The organism is Bradyrhizobium sp. T-1 (assembly GCF_053592855.1).
Map to the genome: position 1 here is coordinate 1626622 of NZ_CM132115.1, position 19061 is coordinate 1645682.

The 19061-nt window shown below is 60.4% G+C and carries 19 protein-coding genes; 13 read left to right on the plus strand and 6 right to left on the minus strand.

The window, feature by feature from the left end; genetic code table 11:
- The first annotated feature begins 6 nt into the window (after nucleotides 1-6).
- The 4 genes from ACWAT4_RS07890 (at nucleotide 7) to ACWAT4_RS07905 (ending at nucleotide 3722) form a co-directional block, all read left to right on the plus strand.
- On the plus strand, nucleotides 7-831 hold the full coding sequence (locus ACWAT4_RS07890) for an isocitrate lyase/PEP mutase family protein (protein WP_449730240.1): 825 nt from the start codon (nucleotides 7-9) through the stop codon (nucleotides 829-831).
- Nucleotides 828-1817: a quinone oxidoreductase family protein gene (locus ACWAT4_RS07895; RefSeq protein ID WP_449730241.1), complete on the plus strand. Its 990-nt coding sequence runs from the start codon at nucleotides 828-830 to the stop codon at nucleotides 1815-1817. The genes ACWAT4_RS07890 and ACWAT4_RS07895 overlap by 4 nt, the downstream gene beginning before the upstream one ends.
- Nucleotides 1818-1863: 46 nt before the next feature.
- Entirely contained in the window at nucleotides 1864-3189 is a 1326-nt protein-coding gene (tcuC, locus tag ACWAT4_RS07900; protein WP_449730242.1) for an MFS transporter, read from the plus strand.
- A gap of 317 nt (nucleotides 3190-3506) precedes the next feature.
- Nucleotides 3507-3722: a helix-turn-helix domain-containing protein gene (locus ACWAT4_RS07905; protein ID WP_449731180.1), complete on the plus strand. Its 216-nt coding sequence runs from the start codon at nucleotides 3507-3509 to the stop codon at nucleotides 3720-3722.
- Between the two features lie 415 nt (nucleotides 3723-4137).
- On the opposite strand, the gene ACWAT4_RS07910 is transcribed toward ACWAT4_RS07905, so the two are convergent.
- Complete coding sequence (locus ACWAT4_RS07910; RefSeq protein ID WP_449730243.1) at nucleotides 4138-4287, minus strand: hypothetical protein; 150 nt, start codon at nucleotides 4285-4287, stop codon at nucleotides 4138-4140.
- 220 nt (nucleotides 4288-4507) lie between these two features.
- Between ACWAT4_RS07910 and ACWAT4_RS07915 the strand changes: the two genes are divergently transcribed.
- The 4 genes from ACWAT4_RS07915 to ACWAT4_RS07930 all read left to right on the plus strand — a co-directional run bounded on the left by ACWAT4_RS07915 (nucleotide 4508) and on the right by ACWAT4_RS07930 (nucleotide 8388).
- Nucleotides 4508-5494 (plus strand): zinc-binding dehydrogenase, encoded by a 987-nt coding sequence (locus ACWAT4_RS07915; RefSeq protein WP_449730244.1) that lies wholly within the window; start codon nucleotides 4508-4510, stop codon nucleotides 5492-5494.
- Nucleotides 5495-5602: 108 nt separating this feature from the next.
- The gene (locus ACWAT4_RS07920; protein ID WP_449730245.1) at nucleotides 5603-6073 is read left to right on the plus strand and encodes a VOC family protein; all 471 of its coding nucleotides are present in this window, start codon (nucleotides 5603-5605) and stop codon (nucleotides 6071-6073) included.
- Between the two features lie 78 nt (nucleotides 6074-6151).
- A complete protein-coding gene (locus ACWAT4_RS07925; RefSeq protein WP_449730246.1) occupies nucleotides 6152-6934 on the plus strand; it encodes an SDR family NAD(P)-dependent oxidoreductase in 783 nt (260 codons plus the stop codon).
- 473 nt (nucleotides 6935-7407) lie between these two features.
- On the plus strand, nucleotides 7408-8388 hold the full coding sequence (locus ACWAT4_RS07930) for a LysR family transcriptional regulator (protein WP_449730247.1): 981 nt from the start codon (nucleotides 7408-7410) through the stop codon (nucleotides 8386-8388).
- On the opposite strand, the gene ACWAT4_RS07935 is transcribed toward ACWAT4_RS07930, so the two are convergent.
- From ACWAT4_RS07935 to ACWAT4_RS07950, 4 genes are all read right to left on the minus strand, one after another.
- A complete protein-coding gene (locus ACWAT4_RS07935; protein WP_449731182.1) occupies nucleotides 8354-9328 on the minus strand; it encodes an NAD(P)H-dependent flavin oxidoreductase in 975 nt (324 codons plus the stop codon). The two genes, ACWAT4_RS07930 and ACWAT4_RS07935, sit on opposite strands and share 35 nt — an antisense overlap.
- Before the next feature lie 86 nt (nucleotides 9329-9414).
- A complete protein-coding gene (locus ACWAT4_RS07940; RefSeq protein WP_449730248.1) occupies nucleotides 9415-10401 on the minus strand; it encodes a beta-keto acid cleavage family enzyme in 987 nt (328 codons plus the stop codon).
- Between the two features lie 15 nt (nucleotides 10402-10416).
- Nucleotides 10417-12033, minus strand: coding sequence for an AMP-binding protein (locus tag ACWAT4_RS07945; RefSeq protein WP_449730249.1), 1617 nt, complete (start codon nucleotides 12031-12033; stop codon nucleotides 10417-10419).
- Between the two features lie 205 nt (nucleotides 12034-12238).
- Nucleotides 12239-13483: an ABC transporter substrate-binding protein gene (locus ACWAT4_RS07950; protein WP_449730250.1), complete on the minus strand. Its 1245-nt coding sequence runs from the start codon at nucleotides 13481-13483 to the stop codon at nucleotides 12239-12241.
- A gap of 276 nt (nucleotides 13484-13759) precedes the next feature.
- On the opposite strand from ACWAT4_RS07950, the gene ACWAT4_RS07955 reads away from it, so the two are divergent.
- The 5 genes from ACWAT4_RS07955 (at nucleotide 13760) to ACWAT4_RS07975 (ending at nucleotide 17898) form a co-directional block, all read left to right on the plus strand.
- Nucleotides 13760-14581 (plus strand): ABC transporter ATP-binding protein, encoded by an 822-nt coding sequence (locus ACWAT4_RS07955; RefSeq protein WP_449730251.1) that lies wholly within the window; start codon nucleotides 13760-13762, stop codon nucleotides 14579-14581.
- On the plus strand, nucleotides 14571-15284 hold the full coding sequence (locus ACWAT4_RS07960) for an ABC transporter ATP-binding protein (RefSeq protein WP_449730252.1): 714 nt from the start codon (nucleotides 14571-14573) through the stop codon (nucleotides 15282-15284). The genes ACWAT4_RS07955 and ACWAT4_RS07960 overlap by 11 nt, the downstream gene beginning before the upstream one ends.
- Before the next feature lie 8 nt (nucleotides 15285-15292).
- Entirely contained in the window at nucleotides 15293-16171 is an 879-nt protein-coding gene (locus ACWAT4_RS07965) for a branched-chain amino acid ABC transporter permease (protein WP_449730253.1), read from the plus strand.
- A gap of 45 nt (nucleotides 16172-16216) precedes the next feature.
- Entirely contained in the window at nucleotides 16217-17206 is a 990-nt protein-coding gene (locus ACWAT4_RS07970; RefSeq protein ID WP_449730254.1) for a branched-chain amino acid ABC transporter permease, read from the plus strand.
- Between the two features lie 248 nt (nucleotides 17207-17454).
- Nucleotides 17455-17898, plus strand: a complete 444-nt coding sequence (locus tag ACWAT4_RS07975; protein ID WP_449730255.1) for an NAD-binding protein — start codon at nucleotides 17455-17457, stop codon at nucleotides 17896-17898.
- A 153-nt stretch (nucleotides 17899-18051) separates the two neighbouring features.
- Here the strand turns inward: ACWAT4_RS07975 and ACWAT4_RS07980 are convergent, their stop codons facing one another.
- Nucleotides 18052-18978 (minus strand): GntR family transcriptional regulator, encoded by a 927-nt coding sequence (locus ACWAT4_RS07980; RefSeq protein WP_449730256.1) that lies wholly within the window; start codon nucleotides 18976-18978, stop codon nucleotides 18052-18054.
- Between the last annotated feature and the right edge of the window lie 83 nt (nucleotides 18979-19061).

Consider the following 19061-nt stretch of genomic DNA (forward strand, 5'->3'; position numbering starts at 1 on the left):
AAGGGCGTGCTTCTGCCAGGCGCTGCGAATGCTCTCAGCGCTCGCATCATCGCGGATGTCGGCTTCGAGGCCATGTATCTGACCGGCGCCGGACTCACGAACTTGCATCTCGGCTTGCCGGACCTCGGCTTCATGGATCTGAGCCAGGTGGTGACGCACACCATGGCAATCCGCAACGTGACCGCCTTGCCTCTCATTGTCGACGCCGACACCGGCTTCGGTAACGCCCTCAACGTCGCCTACACGGTCCGCATGCTCGAGCGCGCGGGTGCCAGCGCGATTCAGCTCGAGGATCAGCGGAGCCCCAAGCGCTGCGGCCATTTCGCCGGCAAGGAGCTCGTGTCTGCCGCCGAGATGGTCGGCAAGGTCAAGGCCGCAGTGGACGCGCGTCAGGAAGGCGCTCTGATTGTCGCGCGGACGGACGCGCGGGCGGTAGACGGCTTTGAAGCGGCGATCGAGCGCGCCACGCGGTACGTCGAAGCGGGCGCAGATATCACCTTCGTGGAGGCGCCGGAGTGCATCGAGGAAGTGAATGTGATTCCGCGCCGCCTCGCCGTGCCTCAGATTCTCAACATTGTCGCAGGTGGGCGCACGCCTACGGTTGACCACGCCAAAGCGGCCGAGCTGGGCTTTGGTTTGCTGCTCTACGCCAACGCGGCGCTGCAAGGAGCCATTCGGGGTATGCAAGTGGCACTCGGCGCTCTGAAAGAACACGGTGCCATCGACGAAGCTGGCGGGCTGCTGGCAAGCTTCAAGGAGCGTCAGCGCCTCGTCGACAAGCCAGCGTTCGATGCCATGGAGATGCGCTATTCCACGGAATCGCTGCAATGAGAGCCATTCAGATCGACCGATATGGCGGCCCTGAAGTGGTGGTGCACCGCGAGGTGCCGGTGCCGCAGCCGCAGGCCGGCGAAGTTCTGATACGCCTCGCCTGGTCTGGCATCAATTTTATGGACGTCCACACCCGTCAAGGAAAATACGCTCAATCTCACACCTACCCGCAAGTTCTCCCGACAACCTTGGGCATCGAGGGTGCAGGAACAATTGAACGTGTCGGAGCGGGTGTTACTGATTTGAAGACAGGTGATCGCGTCGCCTATTGCCTGTGCTGGGGAAGCTATGCCGACTTTGCCGTCGTGCCAGCTTGGCGTCTCGTACGCGTGCCCGATGCGTTGTCACTTGAGGCGGCGGCCTCGGCGATGTTTCATGGACTCACCGCTCACTACCTCGCACATGATCTCGGGGGATTCCGGCCGGGTGTCACCGCTCTCGTCCATTCCGCGTCGGGAGGAATCGGCCAGCTATTGGTGCAGATGGGCAGGCGGCTCGGTGCGACGGTCTATGCGACGACAAGCACTGAAGCGAAGGCGGAGGTTGCCCGCCGCAGAGGGGCGGCCAATGCCTTCCTCTATGACGGGGGCAGGTTCGCTGATCGCATCCGGGCTCTGACGGACGGCCGAGGCGTCGACGTCGTGTTCGACGCAGTCGGTGGGCCAACATTGCGCGACAGCCTGCGAGCGACGCGCAAAAAAGGTCTCGTCGTCAGCTTCGGGAGTGTCGGTGGTCCCATAAGGGATCTCGATCCGATCGAACTCGGCGAAGCCGGATCGCTTTTCCTGACGAGACCGCGCCTCGCCGATCACCTCGACGACGCTACAACGATCCGCAAGCGCGCGGCCGATGTCTTCGATGCGATCACCGATGGCTCGCTCGAGATCGAGGTGGCCGGTCGTTACGCGTTTGATGAGATTGAACGCGCGCACGAGGCGCTCGAGCAGCGGGCGACGATAGGCAAACCGTTGCTTCGTATCGCCTGATCTCAGAACCAAAAAATCAAACGAAGCGAAAAAGGGGGAGGGGAGCATGAAAGCGCAACAGCGTCGCGCAAAGCAAATGGCCGTTCTGCGGGTTGCCAGCGGCAATTTCCTGGAAATGTACGACTTTACGATTTTCGGCTATTACGCTGCCGCGATCGGGCGAACCTTTTTCCCAGAAGGAACGGGAGCGTCAGCCGATTTCATCTCTCTGATGTTCGCGCTCATGACGTTTGGAGCCGGCTTTCTCATGCGACCCGTGGGCGCTCTCGTGCTCGGCTCTTATACGGACCGTTTCGGTCGACGCGCCGGCCTCATCGCGACCCTCACCCTCATGTCCGTCGGCACGCTCGCAATCGCGGTGATACCGAGCTACGCTTCGATTGGCCTTGCCGCACCTCTTCTCGTGTTGCTCAGCCGTCTCATTCAGGGTTTCTCGGCAGGCGCCGAACTCGGGGGCGTGTCTGTTTATCTTTCGGAGATCGCAACTCCCGGGAACAAAGGCTTCTATGTCAGCTGGCAGTCCGGAAGTCAGCAGGTCGCAGTCATCTTCGCCGCTGTTCTTGGTGCCACCCTGACGGCAGTCCTGTCTCCAGAAAGCATGCAGGCCTGGGGCTGGCGCATTCCTTTGCTGATCGGCTGCGCAATCATTCCGCTCGTATACTTCCTTCGCCGCTCACTGGAGGAAACCGAGGTCTTCTTGCAGCGCCGACGCCATGTCTCCGCTGCCGATATCTTCAGGTCCATGGTGCAGAACTGGCGTATCGTGGCCCTCGGCATGATGATGGTTCTGATGACCTCTGTCTCATTTTACCTCATCACGGTCTACACTCCCACTTTCGGTCGGAAGGTTCTTCAGCTGACCGATCTCGAGGCCATGGTGGTCACTATCTGCGTAGGGGCTTCGAACCTGTTCTGGCTTCCTGTGAGTGGCGCTCTCTCGGATCGAATTGGCCGGCGTCCCATCCTGATTGGCTGCAGCCTTCTCGCGATCGTCAGCGCTTATCCGATGCTGGCTTGGCTCGTCGCGAACCCCTCTTTTGGCAATTTGCTTGCGGTGGAGCTGTGGCTGAGCCTGATCTACGGCTGCTATAATGGCGCGATGATCGTCTATTTGACGGAGGTAATGCCCGAGGATGCCAGGACTTCGGGGTTCTCGCTGTCCTACAGTCTCGCCACGATCTTCGGAGGCATGACGCCAGCCATCAGCACCGGACTTATTCATCTGTCGGGCAACGGAGCGGTTCCGGGAGCTTGGATGAGCTGCGCCGCTATCATTGCTCTTCTCGGTGTACTCATTGCCGGACAGCGGGAAGCGGTAACGAAACCGGACCAAATAGGAATTCCCTCGACTCTATCGGACTACGGCGTTTAGCTCGGTTTCGGACAGAAGCCGTTCGGCGGGAAATGGTCCGCTCAACCATTGGCAAGAGTTGGAGTTGTGAGCCGCCGCAGCCACCATTCCTGCAATATTAATTATGAAGAGTTCTGCACCGTCTTTCGTAGCCAAGTCTGACACTTCCTGACGTTCGCTATTGCCCGCTTCTCTACTCCTTTGCTTCCGTTGACGTGGAATGCGGCGGGCCTCACGGTAGCTCCTTCGATTGTGGAGGAGACGGAATCTTGATTCGGCATGGCCGGGACGTCGAAAGCAGTGGGCAAGTTAAACATAATGCGGTCGCAGATGAGCCGATGCCCAGCGATCTGCGTTGCCTCCCATTTGCGCAGCGGTTGACGTGTACCGTCGCGGAAGCCTGTGAGGCGACAGGTCTCGGGCGGACCAAGATTTATGAACTAATCGGGGATGGTCGAGTTGCCACGACGACCATCGGTCGCCGTCGTCTAGTCATTGTGCAGTCTCTTTTGGCCCTGGTTGGTGTCAATGTGATACCAGCCGATCCTGAATAGGTTTGCGGCTCCTAATAGGAGTCACGCGAGCAGGTGTGGAAGCTTATGATGGCACGGCTATCGTGTCGATCGTGAATGGCTCTTACCTTGGTTGTCGGTCTCAGTCCGGACGAGAAGTCGAGTCTCGAGGCCTGATGCAGCGTCCGTTGAAGATTGCGGCTCATTGATCATCCGCGCCCAACTGGATCTTCGCCGTGCCGCGGGACCAGGGGGACAACTGCCGCCCGAGCGGCGGACACCATCTCGTTTAGCAGCGCCTCGATTGCACGGGGCAATCCTTGGCCACCGAACTCGGGCGCACCCGACAGGCTGGGCCAGCCGGCTTCCACGTAGGCCCTGTAGGCTTCGGGGAAACCTTTCGGTGTACGCACCGCGCCGCCTTCCAGCCGGCTGCCTTCCTGGTCGCCGGACCCGTTCAGCGGATTGAGCACCTGGGTGCACAGCTTTCCCGCCCCGCCAGAATGTTGACGGCCAGATGGGCGTCGACTCCTTCACGGCCGATTTCCGCCATGGCGTCGTCGAAGTCGAAGACGTGTTCGGCAACCGGCGCGTCATAGCTCGGCATGATGCATCCCCGTTGTTTTTCAGCGGCAAGCACGTTTGCCACGCGTGGTCGCGTTCGTCGCTCCTTCCGCGCAGGCAAAGTCATCGTGAGCGGCGATGGCGCTATCATCCCTGCTTCATGGTGCCCTTCCGGCTGCTTGTCTAATCATCCGGTAGCGTTCGATCGCACCGTGGAGCACGAGCCACAAGTCGCCCTCGGAGGGCGTCAGAGGAGGATTTTTATGAAAGCTGTCCTGATCGACCATCTGGACAACGGCCGGTCGGAACTGGTCGTGGGTGACATCGGACGGCCGGAGCCTGGCCCCCAGGATCTGCTTGTGCGCGTGCGCTGCGCCGGCGTCAATTTCGCTGACCTTTACCGGGCCAAACAGCATTTCAGTGCCTCTGCCGGCCCTGAACACGCCGTTGCCGGACTCGAAATGGCCGGTGAGGTCGTGGCGACGGGAAGCGAAGTAAAGGGCTTTACCCCCTCCGACCGAGTGATGGGCCTAACAACGGGCACCTATGCCGAGTATTGTCTCATCCATCATTCGCTCGTCATGCCGGTGCCCAAGCAGATGAGTTGGAGAGACGCCGCCGCCACCGCCGCGACATTCATGACCGCCCACGACGCGCTGATCACGAATGGAGAAATGGCTCCGGGCGAAAAGATCCTGATACAGGCAGCCAGTTCGGGGGTGGGAATTGCGGCGGTCCAGATTGCGCGCTATCTCGGCGCAGGTCTTGTCATGGGCACGTCAACCTCCCCCGCGAAGCTTGATCGCCTTCGCGAGATAGGGTTGCAGGTCGGCATCGATAGCAAGTCGCGAGACTTCGTCAAGGCGGTCCTCGACGCGACGGATGGGCATGGTGCGGACGTCATCGTGGAAAACATCGGTGGCGAGACACTGCCTGGGGACGTGGCGTGCGCCGCGGTGAAATGCCGGATCGTGAATGTCGGTCGATTGGGCAAGTGGACGGCTGAAGTCAACCTGGACGAACACTCCAAGAAGCGTATCAAGCTGATTGGCGTAAGCTTTCGCACGCGATCGGTCGAAGAGCATGCGGATGTGGCCCGTCGCGCCGCGCAAGCGCTTCTGCCCGCCTTCGAGACCGGCGAACTCCGGCCGCTGGTCGGCCGCGTGTATCCGTTGGAGGAGGCGGCGGCGGCCCAGGACTACATGAAATCCGGCAAGCACTTTGGGAAGATCGTTTTGGAAGTCGCGTAGAACTGCGCCGAGCGGCCTTCCAGGCATTCACATTAAAGGAAAGCAATGAGCAAACTTTTCGGAAACGTTCGACAGCTCGGCTATGTCGTCAAGGATCTGCAAGCCGCGATGCGCCACTGGATCGAGATCATGCAAGTCGGACCGTTCTTCCATATTGAGCGGCCCCAATTCATCGATTTCCGGCACAAGGGCAAGCCTTCCGATCTCTGGGTAAGCGCCGCCTTTGCCCAGTGCGGCCATCTTCAGATCGAACTCATCCAGCAACGCAACGATGCGCCTTCCATGTACCGCGATTTTCTGGAGGCGGGTCGCGAGGGGCTGCAGCATGTTGCCTTCTGGCACTTGCCTGAAAGCTACGACGCGGTTCTCGCTAAGGCGCTGGCCTCCGGCTTCACCGTTGGCATGTCCGCCGCAACCATCGAACCGGCGGGCAAGCTCGTCTATTTCGAGCAGGAGGCGCATCCGGGCACCGTCATCGAACTATCCTGTCTCAGCCCGAAGAAGAAGGTGGTGTTCGATCAGATTGCGGAAGCCGCCAAGAACTGGGACGGCTCCGAGCCGATTCGAAAGATCGGCTAGTGGCGGCGCTTTGCCGGCCCGGTAGCTCTCCGGATCCCTGAGGGTCATCCACCTTCGCGGCAAAAAAGGTAGCGAGACATGACCAATATAGAGAGAAGAGTTGCAATCGTCACGGGCGGAGCGCAGGGGCTCGGCGCGGCGACCGCGCGTCAGCTTGCAAGCGATGGAATTCTCGTCGTCATCGGAGACCTCCCCGGCACTGGAGGGCTAGCGCTGGCACAGGAACTGGGCGGCGAATTCCACGAGCTGGACGTCACCAATGAGGGCGCATGGCGCTCCAGCGTCCGGTTGATCCTTGAAAGGTACGGCAGGCTTGACATTCTGGTTAACGCCGCCGGCATCGAGGGGAACGTCAAGGCCGGGGCGATTGGTGACACAACGCTTGAGGACTGGCGCAGGGTGCTCTCCGTCAATCTCGACGGCACTTTCCTTGGATGCCGCGAAGTGATGCCTGTCATGAGACTCAGGGATCGCGGAGCGATCGTCAACGTCTCGTCTGTTGGCGCCTACTACCCGACGACGCAGGGTGTCGCTTACGGCGCCAGCAAGGGTGCGGTGATGCAGTTCACTAAATCGGTGGCGTTCGAAGGTGCCCAGAATGGCGGCCAGATCAGATGCAATTCCGTGCATCCGGGTATGATCAGGACGCGCATGCTGGACAGCATCCTAGCCCGGCTGGACCAGCGCCAGACTGCGGAGGCGAGCCAGGGAGCCCATAGCTCCGCCGCCAGGATTCCGTTGGGCGGCCCGGGCAGACCCGAAGACGTGGCGAATCTGATCGCATTTCTCGTTTCGGACGCTGCAAGCTACATTACCGGAAGCGAATATACGATTGACGGTGGTTGGCGGTTGATGCGTTAGTACGGCTAGGGCTAGGGCTAGGTGGAAGGTGCGGTGCATCGGACGACAAGTCCGAAGCCAAAAGGATCTGTTCGATGCGTTTGGGCAGAACGATTTCCATCAGGCCTGACCCACTCTAGGAGCGGCTACGAAAGATCGGACGCATCCGTCATATCGTACCCCCGTGGGGCGGAAGCATGAAGATGGTGTCGAGTCGTCCCCAAGTGGAGCACCGAAGAAGGGCGATGCTGACGGCCACATGCAGCCTCCGCTTCCAGGGAATGCCCTTGCTGCCAAGCGTGTAAGGCAAGCGCTCCCAACACGAAGACAACTCGGGCAAAGCCGGTTGCCACTATCGATAGCCGGAACGCCGGAGGCGAAGCCGGTTGCTGCCCAAGTCGGTTGCGAGCTAGAATCTCCGCAAAAATGCGGTGCGCTTCGGCGTCATCGAAGCGCGCGACGGCGGGGCAAAACGGGCGGGAGGGACTCAAGCTGTGACGAAACTCGAAATCGACCTGCGGTTGCTACGTTGCTTCGAAGCCCTGGTGGACGAGCGGCACGTGACGCGGGCCGCAGAGAGGATGGAAATGAGCCAATCGGGGATGAGCACGGCCCTTGCGCGACTGCGCGCCGTGTTCGACGATCCCATCCTGGTTCGCACATCTCAAGGGATGACCCTTTCGGACCGGGCGCCGGAAATCGTTGGCTGTGTGCGGCGCGCCCTGCGCGAGATTGACCTTGCGCTGCTCGGCGGCCCGCGTTTCGAGCCCGGTGCGGCCGACATGGCCTTCACGATCATGGCCAGCGATTACGTCGGCCGCTTGTTTCTGCCGGAAATCCTAGCCCGCCTGCGCGATCAGGCGCCCGGCATCACGCTGACAGTGGCGGCGCCCCAACCGAACCGTATCCGGCAGGCGCTCACCAACAGTGAGATCGACCTCGTCGTGGGGTTTTTCCACGATCTCTCCGACGGTCTGCTGCAGATGACCATTACGACAGAAACGCTGATCTGCCTTGTGCGGACCGATCATCCGTCAATCGGAGAAAGTATTTCGCTTGAAGAGTACGCAGCCCAAGATCACCTCGCCTATGCATCTCCCCCTACCTTCATATCGTCGTTGGAGGTCATGCTAAACCGCGCCACGCAGGCTGCTGGCGTTGAACGATGCATCCGCGCGCATGTCCCTTCGCTGTCGATGATGCCCGGCATCGTGGAGGCGACAGACATGATTGCGACGATCCCATCTGGATTTGCGCGGAGCTTTGTCGGGTCGGGCAAGTTGCGGGTGCTTCCAGTTCCTTTCGTATCCGAGCAGCTTCCGGTGCGTGCGATCTGGCACGAGCGGATGGACTCCAACGCCGCCCACCGCTGGCTGCGCCGGCTGGTCCAGTCGGTCGGAAAATTGGTGCTGGACGCGACCGGAGTCGCCCCGTCCGGCGTCAGTCGAGAAGATCCTGGAGCCGCGACCGGATAATTCCGGAGGCTTGCTCCATGATGTTCCGAATGAGGTCTGCCACGGTCGGAATATCGTCGATCAGACCCGCCACCATGCCGCAGCTCCATGCACCCGCCTCCAGGTCGCCTTGCTGCATGACCTTCGGGTAGACACCCGCGACCAGGTCGTGAATATCGTCGATGCGCAGTGCAGCGCCTTTTTCGGCCTCCATCTCCGCGATGCGTCGCACGCCGGAATTGTTGAGCACGCGCTCCGTATTGCGCAGGCTTCGCATGATAAGCCGAGTATCTCGCTCGGTGGCGTTGATGATCGCCTGCTTGACGCTTTCGTGCACGGGGGCCTCCTGCGTCGCGACGAACCGCGTGCCCATGTTGATCCCGTCGACGCCCAGCGCCAGAGCCGCGACGAGGCTGCGCCCGTCCGCCATGCCACCCGACGCCAGGATAGGCACCGTCAGCTCGTCTGCCGCACGGGGGAGCAGGATAAGGCCCGGAATGTCGTCCTCGCCCGGATGCCCGGCGCATTCGAAGCCGTCGACGCTGACGGCGTCGCATCCGATCGCCTGGGCTTTCAGCGCGTGCCTAACGGAGGTGCATTTGTGGATGACGGTGAACCCGCATTCCCTGAACGCCGGCATGTATTGTTCCGGGTTGCGGCCAGCCGTCTCGACGATGCGCACGCCTCCTTCGAAGATAGCGCTTATGTATTCGTCATAGGGCGGCTTCGAAAATGTGGGGAGGAAGGAGATATTGACGCCGAAGGGCTTGTCGGTCATCGACTTGGTCCGCGCGATCTCGCGCGCGAGAAGCTCCGGCGTACGCTGGGTAAGCGCCGTAATGACGCCGAGGCCGCCGGCTTCGGATACCGCTCCGGCGAGCGGAGCAAGGCCGACATAGTGCATTCCACCCTGCATGATGGGATGCTGGATGTTCAAAAGCTTCGTAATTCTTGTTTTCATCGGTATCTGCAATCGTCGAAACGCTCTGGCCCAAAGGGGAACGTCAGTCACGGCCCGTTTGCGATGCGGGGACGATGCCCAGGCGATCATGCAGGCGCAAATGGTGCCTCCGGCGGCGCGTATCGCCGCGGCTCTGCGGACAGGTCGAGCATGGCACGCGCTTGCGCGGGCGTCGCAATGTCGCGCCCGAGCGAACGCGCGATCTGCACCGTTCGCTCGACAAGCTGGGCGCTTGAAGTCGCCAGGACGCCCGGACGAACATAAAGGTTCGTTTCCAGTCCGACCATCGCGTGAAGGCCCATCATCGTCGCCATGGTGATGAGAGGAAGGTCGTGCCGGCCCACGGCCATGACGAAAGCAAGGGATGGCTGCGGCGCATCGCGCACGAAATCCAGCAACGTCTGCGGCGTCGGCAATGCGCCTGACGTCATGCCCAGGAAGAACAGGAAGCGATAGGGCGGCGTGACCAACCGCTTGCGGATCAAATTGTCGACGGAACTCCAGTGACCGTTGTGGAACAGCGCCATGGTGATTCCGACCTTGCGGTCGGCCATCCTTCTCGCGCGCAACTCTGTTTCGCCGATTGTGACGGGCAGCAGGTCATCGACGAATTCGTCCGCATCGCGGCCACTGAGTGGCGCCTCGCGACGGCGCAAAGGCAGTGCGATATCGAACGGTCCCATGTCGATGTCGGAAAGCTCCGGGCGCGCATCGAGGGATGACAGGCGCTGTTCCAATGTCAGGCCAAGGCCGCCTCCGGACGTATTGTCGATGATCAGGTCGGGACACTTTTCCCGGACGAGATGGTTGACGAGTTGGTAGTCCCAGGCACGGTTGGCTGGCGCTACATAGCCCGTGTCCGGATTCCGTGCATGGATGTGAACCACGCTCGCCCCGGCGTTGTAGCAGCGCATGCATTCCAGCGCCTGCTCTTCCGGCGTCTCGGGAAGGTTGGGGTTAACCTCCTTGCCCTGGATGCCGCCGGTGATCGCAGCGCTGACGATCAACGGCGGCATTTTGCTGGTACCTGCGTATTTCAGATACTCACGGGGATCGGAATAGTTGTAGGTCATCAGCATATCTCCTGATTAAGAGCGCTTGAGTTTGTACCCTGCCTTTTCACGGTCCCACGTGGCCGGAGTAACGCCCCTCTGTCGGAGCTTGTACTTCTCGACCTTATATGTCGGGGTTTTCGGAAGTTCTTCGGCGAACTCGACGTAGCGGGGCAAGGCGAAATAGGCGAGGTTCTCTTCGCAATATTGCAGGAGCTCGGCGGCTGTCGGCGTCATTCCGTCCTTGAGAACGACCGTGACCATCACGTCGTCCTCGCCGACGTCGGAAGGGACGGCAAAGACGGCGGATTCGATGACCGCCGCGTGGCTATTGACAACCACCTCGACCTCGTAGGCGGAGATGTTCTCGCCCCGGCGCCGGATCGCGTCCTTTTTGCGATCCATGAAGTAGAAGTAGCCGTCCTTATCGCGCGAGCCGTAATCGCCGGTATGGAACCAGAGGTTGCGCAATGCCTCCAGCGTCGCCTCGGGCATCTTGTAGTAGCCGAGCATCATGATGCCCGGCCACTGCGGCCGTACCACGAACTCCCCGATCGTCCCGTCAGGCACTTCATGCCCGTGATCGTCGATCACGCGCATTTCGTAGCCCCATTCGGCCTTGCCAATGGATCCGATACGCGTGACCTCTAGCGGATTCACGGTCGCCACGCAGTTCTCGGTCTGGCCGTAGCACTCGACCAGCCGCAAGCCGAACCGCGTCTCGAAGGCTTCCCATTGGTTGCCGGGTGCGGCCGCGCCCAAGGCAATCCGGATCGGGTTTTCGGCATCCTCTGGTCTTTCGGGCTGTTTCATGAGGATCGGGATCATGCCGCCAATGTAGTTGAACTGCGTCGCGCCGAATGACCGGATACGATCCCAGAAGCCGGATGCCGTGAACTGAGCGTCCAGCACTGCGGTCTGGCCGCGCAGCAGCGCGGGCATCGTCGTCAGCACCTGGGCATTGGCGTGGAACAGAGGCAAGCAAGTGTAGAGGACTTCGCTGTCCGTCATCTTTCTAAGTTCGCAGCTTCGCTCGCCGAACCACCAGAAATATTCGTGCGAAAGGACCGCGCCCTTCGAGGGCCCGGTGGTGCCCGAAGTGAAGACGATGGCCAGCGGCTCCCAAGGTTCAACATCGTGCTGGAACGGCGAAGAATCCTCGTCTTCAATTTCCGTAAACAGCATCTGCCGCAACGAGGGCGCGCCGGGCAGGTTCACTTTCTCCTCGCCACACAGCACGATGCTGGCAAGCGCGGGTAAGTCACCGACAACCTTGCCGATCTCGCCCAGATGTTCCACGCTGGCCACGAGAATCTCGGAGTCCGAATGCCCGACAACGTGCTTGAGTAGCGGGCCTCGCAGGTTGGTATTCACCGGCACCTCGATGGCGCCGATGCGGGCGCAGGCAAACCATACGCCGACGAACTCCGCGCAGTTCGGCAGCATTACGGCAACCTTGGATCCCCTGGTCGCGCCCAGCTTGACCAGGCCGCGAGAAATCCGGTCGACCCACCTGTCGAATTCGGCGTACGTCCACCGGCTGTCCTTGAACACGACAAAGGTCTTGTCAGGATTGTCTGCAGCCTTACGCCTGAGGATTTGTCCGAGCGTTCGTTCTCGGGGCGACGGCCAGGTTTTTGACTGACGTTGCATTCTATCTGCCTTTCGCATCGACGCGTGTCCGGTGAGCGGAAGGGACCGCGATTCCACAATAATTCCCACCATCAACTGCGCGATCGGATCGCCTGTGAGATGTCGTCTGTTCACGAGTCGAAGGGGTCTGTCGCGGAAGGGGCCTGGACACACGATCCGGGCCTCTCCCGGCTGTCTGCGCTGTCGTCGGCGCGCGGGCGCTGGCTTACTTGCTGACATCGATCACGTCGCCGAACAAAACCCAGCTCTCGCCTTTGAAGCGAGCGAGCTTCATGCCGGTGATCGGGGCATATTTCCTCTTCTCCTCAGATGTGGAGACGTCAATCCCGGGCAGCACCATCTTGGGCGAGATGACGAAGTTTCGCGCCTGCTTCATGATGTTGTCGCGGGTCAGGTCGTCACCGGCCTGGATGAGAATCTCTCTCATCGCCTGGGCCGCGACATAGCCGTAGACCACCCAACCTTCATTGGGGTCCAGATCGGGCGCATACGCTTTGAGAAAAGCAGTATATTCCTTGTAGTCCTCGGTCTTCCTCGTGTCCGCGTTATCCGGGTCCATGGTGAAAAATGTCGAGATGATTCCCTGCGACCTCTCCAGGCCAGCAGGTTTCAGCGTGCCGCTGATCGTATTGGCGACGCTGGCCAGGAGGTGTTGCGGGTGCCAGTTGATATCATCCATCTTCTGGATCGCCTGGGCCGCGAATTTGGGGTTGGCGTGCGTGAATTGGACGTTGGCGCCTGCCTGTTGCGCCGCCAGAATCTGGGTATCCAGGTTGACGTCGGTGAGGTTGTAGCTCTTCTCGGAGACGATCAGCGTGTCAGCCTTGTCGCCCAGATATTGACGGAAGCCCTTTATATAGTCTTTGCCGGAATCGTCGTTCTGATAGAGCACGGCGATCTTGGGTTCCTTTACGTTCTCCAGAACATACTTGGCGAATATGGCGCCCTCGGTGACGTAGCTGGGCTGCCAGCCGACCGTGTAGGGGAAATTGGCGGGATCGTTCCACCGCGCCGCGCCGCTGGCCACGAAGAGCTGCGGCACGCGCCTCTGATTGAGGTACTGTGAGACGGCGATGTTGGTCGCCGTGCCCAAGCTGCCGAACAGGGCAACGACCTTCTCGCCTTCCACCAAACGGCGGGTCTGCTCGACGGTCTTGGCAGGCGACAGCGCGTCATCGACGGTGAGAAACTCGACCTTGCGGCCGTTTATGCCGCCCTTGTCGTTGATCATCTTGAAATAAGCGGCCTCGGCGCGTCCGACCGCGCCATAGGTGGACGCCGGACCGCTGTAGGGCATGGTCTGCCCAAGCTTGATCACTCGCGGCGCGTCTTCGGCCTGCGCCGTGTGTACGGCCACGACCGCATTGATCGCCGTGGCGATCGCAACAAATTTGAAGAAGCCGTGTTGCATGTTTCCTTCTTCCTCCCTTCGCGCGATTTTTCTGAGCACTGGATAACTCATGGTCTGAGGCTCACGTGACTGGCCAACGTGCCCGTAGCGAGCTTGCCTCACACGTCGCACAAGGGGGATGTGCAATCAATTTCTGCGCCATCGCCCCAAGCGATGGCGCCATCGCCGCCGCTTCATGGCGTTTTCTTGCCACCTCTGCCGGTTTGCCGATATCCAGAGGCTAAGCGCGCTCCACCATTTCCGGAACGCCCGAATTGCTAGAAGCCGCTTCCGCGGTTGGCGACAAAAAGAACCGTGCGTGGGAGGATTCTGAACATGCCGACACCGGTCGTCGCGACCGAATTGCCGAGCACGCCATCATTGGACAGTCTTCTGTCGATCCGCAAGCTTGGCATCAGATTTGGTGGCGTACAGGCGTTGAACGACGTCAGCATGGACATTGGCGCGCACCAGGTCGTCGGGCTGATCGGTCCCAACGGCGCGGGCAAAACCACCCTCTTCAATTGCCTGACTGGTCTTTACAAACCGAGCGCCGGGGAGATCCACTTCCGCGGCGACAACCTGATCAATGAGGCGCCGCACCGGATCGCCCGGAAAGGCATCTGCCGGACTTTCCAGAATGTAGCGTCGTTCCACGAGCTTTCGGTGAGAGACAATATACGCGTCGGTGCGCATTGTCGGACTGCGACCAATTTCATCGGCGACATACTGGGCTTGCCGAATGTCCGCCGGGCCCAAAGGGAGTCGGACGTGGAGATCAACCGAATCATCTCCTATTTCGGCCTCGATCGCCTAGCGGACACCGTAATCTCCGCCTTGCCTCTGGGGTTGAGGAAGATAGTGGAGATCGCCCGCGCTCTCGCCTCGAAGCCCGACCTGCTTCTGCTCGACGAACCCGCAGGCGGCTTGACCCACTCCGAGGTGGACTCACTGGGCAACCTTATCCGGCGCATATGTGACGAACGGGGCATCACCATCTTGCTAGTCGAGCATCACATGAGCCTCGTCATGTCGATATCCGATCGTATCAACGTGCTGAATTTCGGCCGGAAGCTGGCCGAAGGAAGCCCCGAGGAAATCCGGCGCAACAAGAGTGTCATCGAAGCCTATCTCGGAGGTGCCACCCATGGGGGCTGACCTGAAGGTACGAAATCTCCGTGTCTCGTACCGCGATGCCCAGGTCCTGCACGGAATCGATCTCGATGTGCATGAAGGACAGACCATCGTCCTGTTGGGCGCGAACGGTGCCGGCAAGACCACGACCCTGAAGGGCCTCTGCGGCCTTGTGCCGGCAACCGGCGAGATAGAATATTGCGGGGAAACGATACGCCAGCAGCCGACCGAGAATATCTTGCGGCGCGGCATCGCCCTGGTGCCCGAGGGACGGGGCACGTTCTCAACGCTGACAACCGAGGAAAACCTGCAACTGGGCGGCATTGCTCGGCCTGTGAACGACAGTTTCCGCGCTGACATCCGCCGCATGTACGATTATTTTCCGGTCCTCGAAGAAAGAAAGGCGCAGCAGGCGGGCATGCTGTCCGGCGGCGAACAGCAGATGCTTGCGGTGGCGCGCGCGCTGATGAGCCGACCGCGTCTGCTCCTGCTCGACGAACCCTCCTTCGGCCTCGCGCCGCTGATCATCGAGCAGCTTTTCTCCCTCCTGAAATCCATCCGCGAGGCGGAGCGTATCAGCCTGCTCATCGTCGAACAGAACGCCGCGCTGGTGATGGATTTCGCCGATGCGGCCTACGTGTTGGAAGCAGGCAAGATTGTGCTGAGCGGCACAGCCCAGCAAATGATGAACAACGAAGCTGTGCTAGCGTCGTATATGGGAAATTAGGATCAGACATGGAAACCCTGATCAAATACATCCTAAGCGGACTTGCCAGCGGCGGCATCTATGCTTGCATCGCGCTTTCGGTTGTCATGATCTACAAGGCAATCGGACACATCAACTTCGCCCAAGGCGAAATGGCGACGCTATCCGCGTACGCGGCCTGGCAAACGCTCGCGTGGGGCCTGCCGATCTGGGCGGCGCTTGGCGTCTCGGTCGCCCTGTCATTCATGGGAGGATACCTACTGGAGCGCTTCCTCTTCCGGCGCATCGCCGGCGCACCCGTGCTGACCCACATCGTCATGTTTATAGGGCTATTCCTGCTCATCAACAGCGGCACGGGTTTCATCTGGACTTTCACGGTTAAGTCATTTCCTAGCCCTTTCGGCGAAAAAGGCGCGTTTGGCGGCGGCCTTATCGGAACGCATGAGATCGGAATGCTCGCCGTCACCTTGGTCATACTCCTGCTGCTCAGCATCTTCTTCCAGAAGACGCGTATCGGCCTCGCCATGCGAGCCATCGCCTCGAACCCGCAATCGTCTAGGCTCGTGGGTATCAACGTCGCTCACGTCACAGCGGTGGGGTGGGGCTTGTCAGCGGCGGTCGGCGCCATCGCGGGATTGCTGATCGCTCCGCTGGTGTTTCTGGATCCCAACATGATGCTTGGCATCGTCGTGCCGGCCTTCGCCGGAGCGGTGATGGGTGGCCTGACGTCGCCGGTAGGTGCGGTAGTGGGCGGATTCGTCGTCGGCGTGATCGAGAGTCTCGCGGGGGCCTACATCCCCGTAATCGGCATCGAACTCAAGCTGCCGATAGTTCTTGTCATCATCATCTGCGTGCTGGTGGTGAAGCCGAACGGCCTGTTCGGCAAGCGCATCCTACAGCGCGTCTGACGGTCTTTCGTCTGAAAACCGACGCTTACAGAACGGACTTCTGACATGTCGATACAAGGTCTCTTTGGTGTCCCAGCTATTGCGGCGGCGGCGATCGTCTTTCCCTTCGCGGCGCCGGACTTCATCGTTTTCCAGGCCACGATCATCGTGATCTACACCATCGCGATCATGGGCCTGAGCATTCTGACTGGAATCAACGGGCAGATTTCGCTCGGCCACGGCGCCTTCTTCGCGGTAGGCACCTATATGTTCCACGTTCTGACGCAGTCCGTTGGTCTCCCGTATTTTTTAGCAATCCCTGTCGCCGGTCTGATTTGCTTCGTGTTCGGCTATCTGTTTGGTCTGCCTGCTCTGAGACTCGATGGCGTATATCTTGCGCTGGCGAGTTTCGCGCTGTCTGTCTCGGTTCCGCCCATCCTCAAGCTCTCCTTCCTGGAGCATTGGACGGGCGGCGTGCAGGGCATGATGGTGTTCCCTCCAGAGGTGCCATTCGGCCTACCGATCGGCCGGGATCAGTGGCTCTACCTCTTCGTCCTGTTCACCGCGGTGCTGATGTATCTGGGAGCCGCGAATCTTATCTCAAGTCGATCCGGCCGCGCGATGGCGGCAATCCGGGACAACGTCACCGCTGCCCGCCCTATGGGCATCGATGTGGCGCACTACAAGACACTCGCCTTCGGACTCAGCGCCTTCTATGCGGGCATCGGCGGTACGCTGAGTGCGATTGTCGTCCAGTATATCGCACCCGACAGCTTCTCGTTTTTTCTCTCGGTCTATTTCGTGGTTGGGTTGGTGGTGGGCGGCGTCGGCTGGCTGCCCGGCGCCTTTGTCGGCGGCGCGTTCATGGTGCTCGTGCCGAATCTCGCCGAAAAACTGTCCCCTGCGCTGGCCGGAGGCACCTACGGACTACTGTTGATCGTGCTCATGTTGGTCATGCCGAAGGGGTGGCACGGGCTTTATCAGGCAGTCGTCGGCCGGTTGAGGCGCCGTTATCCCAATACATCCATCAAGAGCGCCCCACAGGGAAATCTGTGAGGCAGCCGAAGGTGTTGCGAGCGCTCATCTTGGAGAGGGTGCCGAAGCTTACCGAGAGCATAGGGATTGGATTGATGCACTGATATCGGGGCTCGAGGCGATGCGGAAGTACGGTGGCGCGCAACCTCGCGATCCGCATCATGGTGGATACAGTATAGTAAAGTTGAGCTGTTCAATCCGCGGCTCCCAAAACGCGCGTCTGTCGCATTTTCCGTCGCGAGGTCGCGCACATCCAGCGGGCCAGTCCGGTGCTGGAGTTGATGGGATCGGCGGTGCTGGAGACAGGGCCAGTGGGGAGCGGTCAGGCGATGAAAGCGCTGAACAACCTTGTGTCCGCCTGCACACTGCTCGCAACGATTGAAGCGGTAAAGATTGGCGAGCGAGCCGGTCTGGATCCCGTCCGCATGGTCGATATTCTCAACGTATCGACCGGCATGAGCAATTCGTCGCTCAAGAAGATGCATCAGTTCGTGCTGTCTCGAAAGTTCGATTCCGGGTTTGGTCTCGATCTCATGGTCAAGGATCTCAACAACGCGAAGTCCATAGCGAGCGAACTCGATTGCTCTGCATCGCCGTCCGATCGGTGTATTCAGCTCTGGAGCGAAGCCGCCGAGACGCTCGGCCGCGGTCAGGATCACACCGCGGTGGTGAAGGCGATCGAAGCAAGAGAATCGGCGCCGGCTCATGCGTAGGTTTGTCGGGCGGAAACCCATTTTCGGCCGTAGTTCGAACGGTGGTATTGATCCGCAAAAGTCAAAAATGCCTTATCTTTCAACAGGGATTGACTGATACTCTCTCCGCCATTTCTACGCCACAGCTCTCCCCAGTATCCGATTGTCCAGGCACTAGGGACCAAAGAGCTCCGGCCGAGCCTTCTCCTTCAAGGCTCCGCCTATATGCTTGTCGAGAAGCTTGGCGGCACGCTCGAGCGAGCCCTTTTCCAACATTTCGATGATAGCCAGGTGTTCCCCGGTTTGCCGCCATACGCGATCCCGGTCGAGCGTCTGACGGTACTCGATCAGGCGCCGCAATTCGTTCTGCCGCGCGATGGTCTGGGCCAAGAACCTGTTGCCTGACATCAGGGCAAGTGCCTCGTGGAAGTCGCTGTTCGATTTGAACAGCTCGACCTGGCCGAGCGTCTTGTAACCTGCGCTATGAAGAAATTCCTGGCGCTTGCGTTGCTCTGACAGGACGGCGCTATTGAGCCTGAAGGTAGCGGATCGCAGTCCCTGAGGCTCCAGAAGGCGCCGGAGTTCGTAGCTCTCGCGATAGGCCTCGACGGAATCGATCATCGGCAAAAACGCCCACCCATGTCCGGTACGCCGCTGCATCCAGCCCTCGTTGACGATCCGTGACAGGATGCGTCGGAGGGTGTGCCGCGGAACGTCGTAGCGGCGCATCAGGTCTGCCTCCGTTACTGAGTCCGCGAGCTTTCCTCGCAAGCGATCTTCCGCGAGCTTCAGGTAAAGCTGTTCGGTATCGGCGGCAGCCAAGGCATCCGCAGCTTTCCCCGTACGAGGCTCAGTCCTCGTCAGAAAGAACCCCTGATGAGGCCGACGTTCGAGATATCCGGCCGAGGCGAGATAGCCCAAGGCACCCCTGATGGGGCCGCGGGATGTTCCGACCACCTGGGCGAGCGAGGTCTCGGTCAAGTGCGCGCCAATCGGAAGGTGCTCCATTCGAATGTGCGTCAGGATACGCTGCGCGATCTCCCGATGGAGCGCGTTGGGCGACCCGATCGCCCTCTCAGAAAAATCAGTCGACTGTTTCATTGCGAATACGAGCTGCGCGGTCCGATCCGATGCCGGACCTCCGACGAGCTCTGCCTCTAACAAAGATCCGCCCGGCTGTCTGC

Excerpts from the sequence above, each read along its gene's own strand:
- ACWAT4_RS07970 (WP_449730254.1), top strand. The coding sequence starts at position 16,217 with ATGTCGATACAAGGTCTCTTTGGTGTCCCAGCTATTGCGGCGGCGGCG.
- ACWAT4_RS07960 (WP_449730252.1), top strand. The coding sequence starts at position 14,571 with ATGGGGGCTGACCTGAAGGTACGAAATCTCCGTGTCTCGTACCGCGAT.
- ACWAT4_RS07920 (WP_449730245.1), top strand. The coding sequence starts at position 5,603 with ATGCGCCACTGGATCGAGATCATGCAAGTCGGACCGTTCTTCCATATT.
- ACWAT4_RS07925 (WP_449730246.1), top strand. The coding sequence starts at position 6,152 with ATGACCAATATAGAGAGAAGAGTTGCAATCGTCACGGGCGGAGCGCAG.
- ACWAT4_RS07935 (WP_449731182.1), bottom strand. The coding sequence starts at position 9,328 with ATGAAAACAAGAATTACGAAGCTTTTGAACATCCAGCATCCCATCATG.
- ACWAT4_RS07910 (WP_449730243.1), bottom strand. The coding sequence starts at position 4,287 with ATGCCGAGCTATGACGCGCCGGTTGCCGAACACGTCTTCGACTTCGAC.
- ACWAT4_RS07965 (WP_449730253.1), top strand. The coding sequence starts at position 15,293 with ATGGAAACCCTGATCAAATACATCCTAAGCGGACTTGCCAGCGGCGGC.
- ACWAT4_RS07980 (WP_449730256.1), bottom strand. The coding sequence starts at position 18,978 with ATGAAACAGTCGACTGATTTTTCTGAGAGGGCGATCGGGTCGCCCAAC.
- ACWAT4_RS07945 (WP_449730249.1), bottom strand. The coding sequence starts at position 12,033 with ATGCAACGTCAGTCAAAAACCTGGCCGTCGCCCCGAGAACGAACGCTC.
- ACWAT4_RS07940 (WP_449730248.1), bottom strand. The coding sequence starts at position 10,401 with ATGACCTACAACTATTCCGATCCCCGTGAGTATCTGAAATACGCAGGT.
- ACWAT4_RS07915 (WP_449730244.1), top strand. The coding sequence starts at position 4,508 with ATGAAAGCTGTCCTGATCGACCATCTGGACAACGGCCGGTCGGAACTG.
- ACWAT4_RS07955 (WP_449730251.1), top strand. The coding sequence starts at position 13,760 with ATGCCGACACCGGTCGTCGCGACCGAATTGCCGAGCACGCCATCATTG.
- ACWAT4_RS07895 (WP_449730241.1), top strand. The coding sequence starts at position 828 with ATGAGAGCCATTCAGATCGACCGATATGGCGGCCCTGAAGTGGTGGTG.
- ACWAT4_RS07905 (WP_449731180.1), top strand. The coding sequence starts at position 3,507 with ATGCCCAGCGATCTGCGTTGCCTCCCATTTGCGCAGCGGTTGACGTGT.
- tcuC (WP_449730242.1), top strand. The coding sequence starts at position 1,864 with ATGAAAGCGCAACAGCGTCGCGCAAAGCAAATGGCCGTTCTGCGGGTT.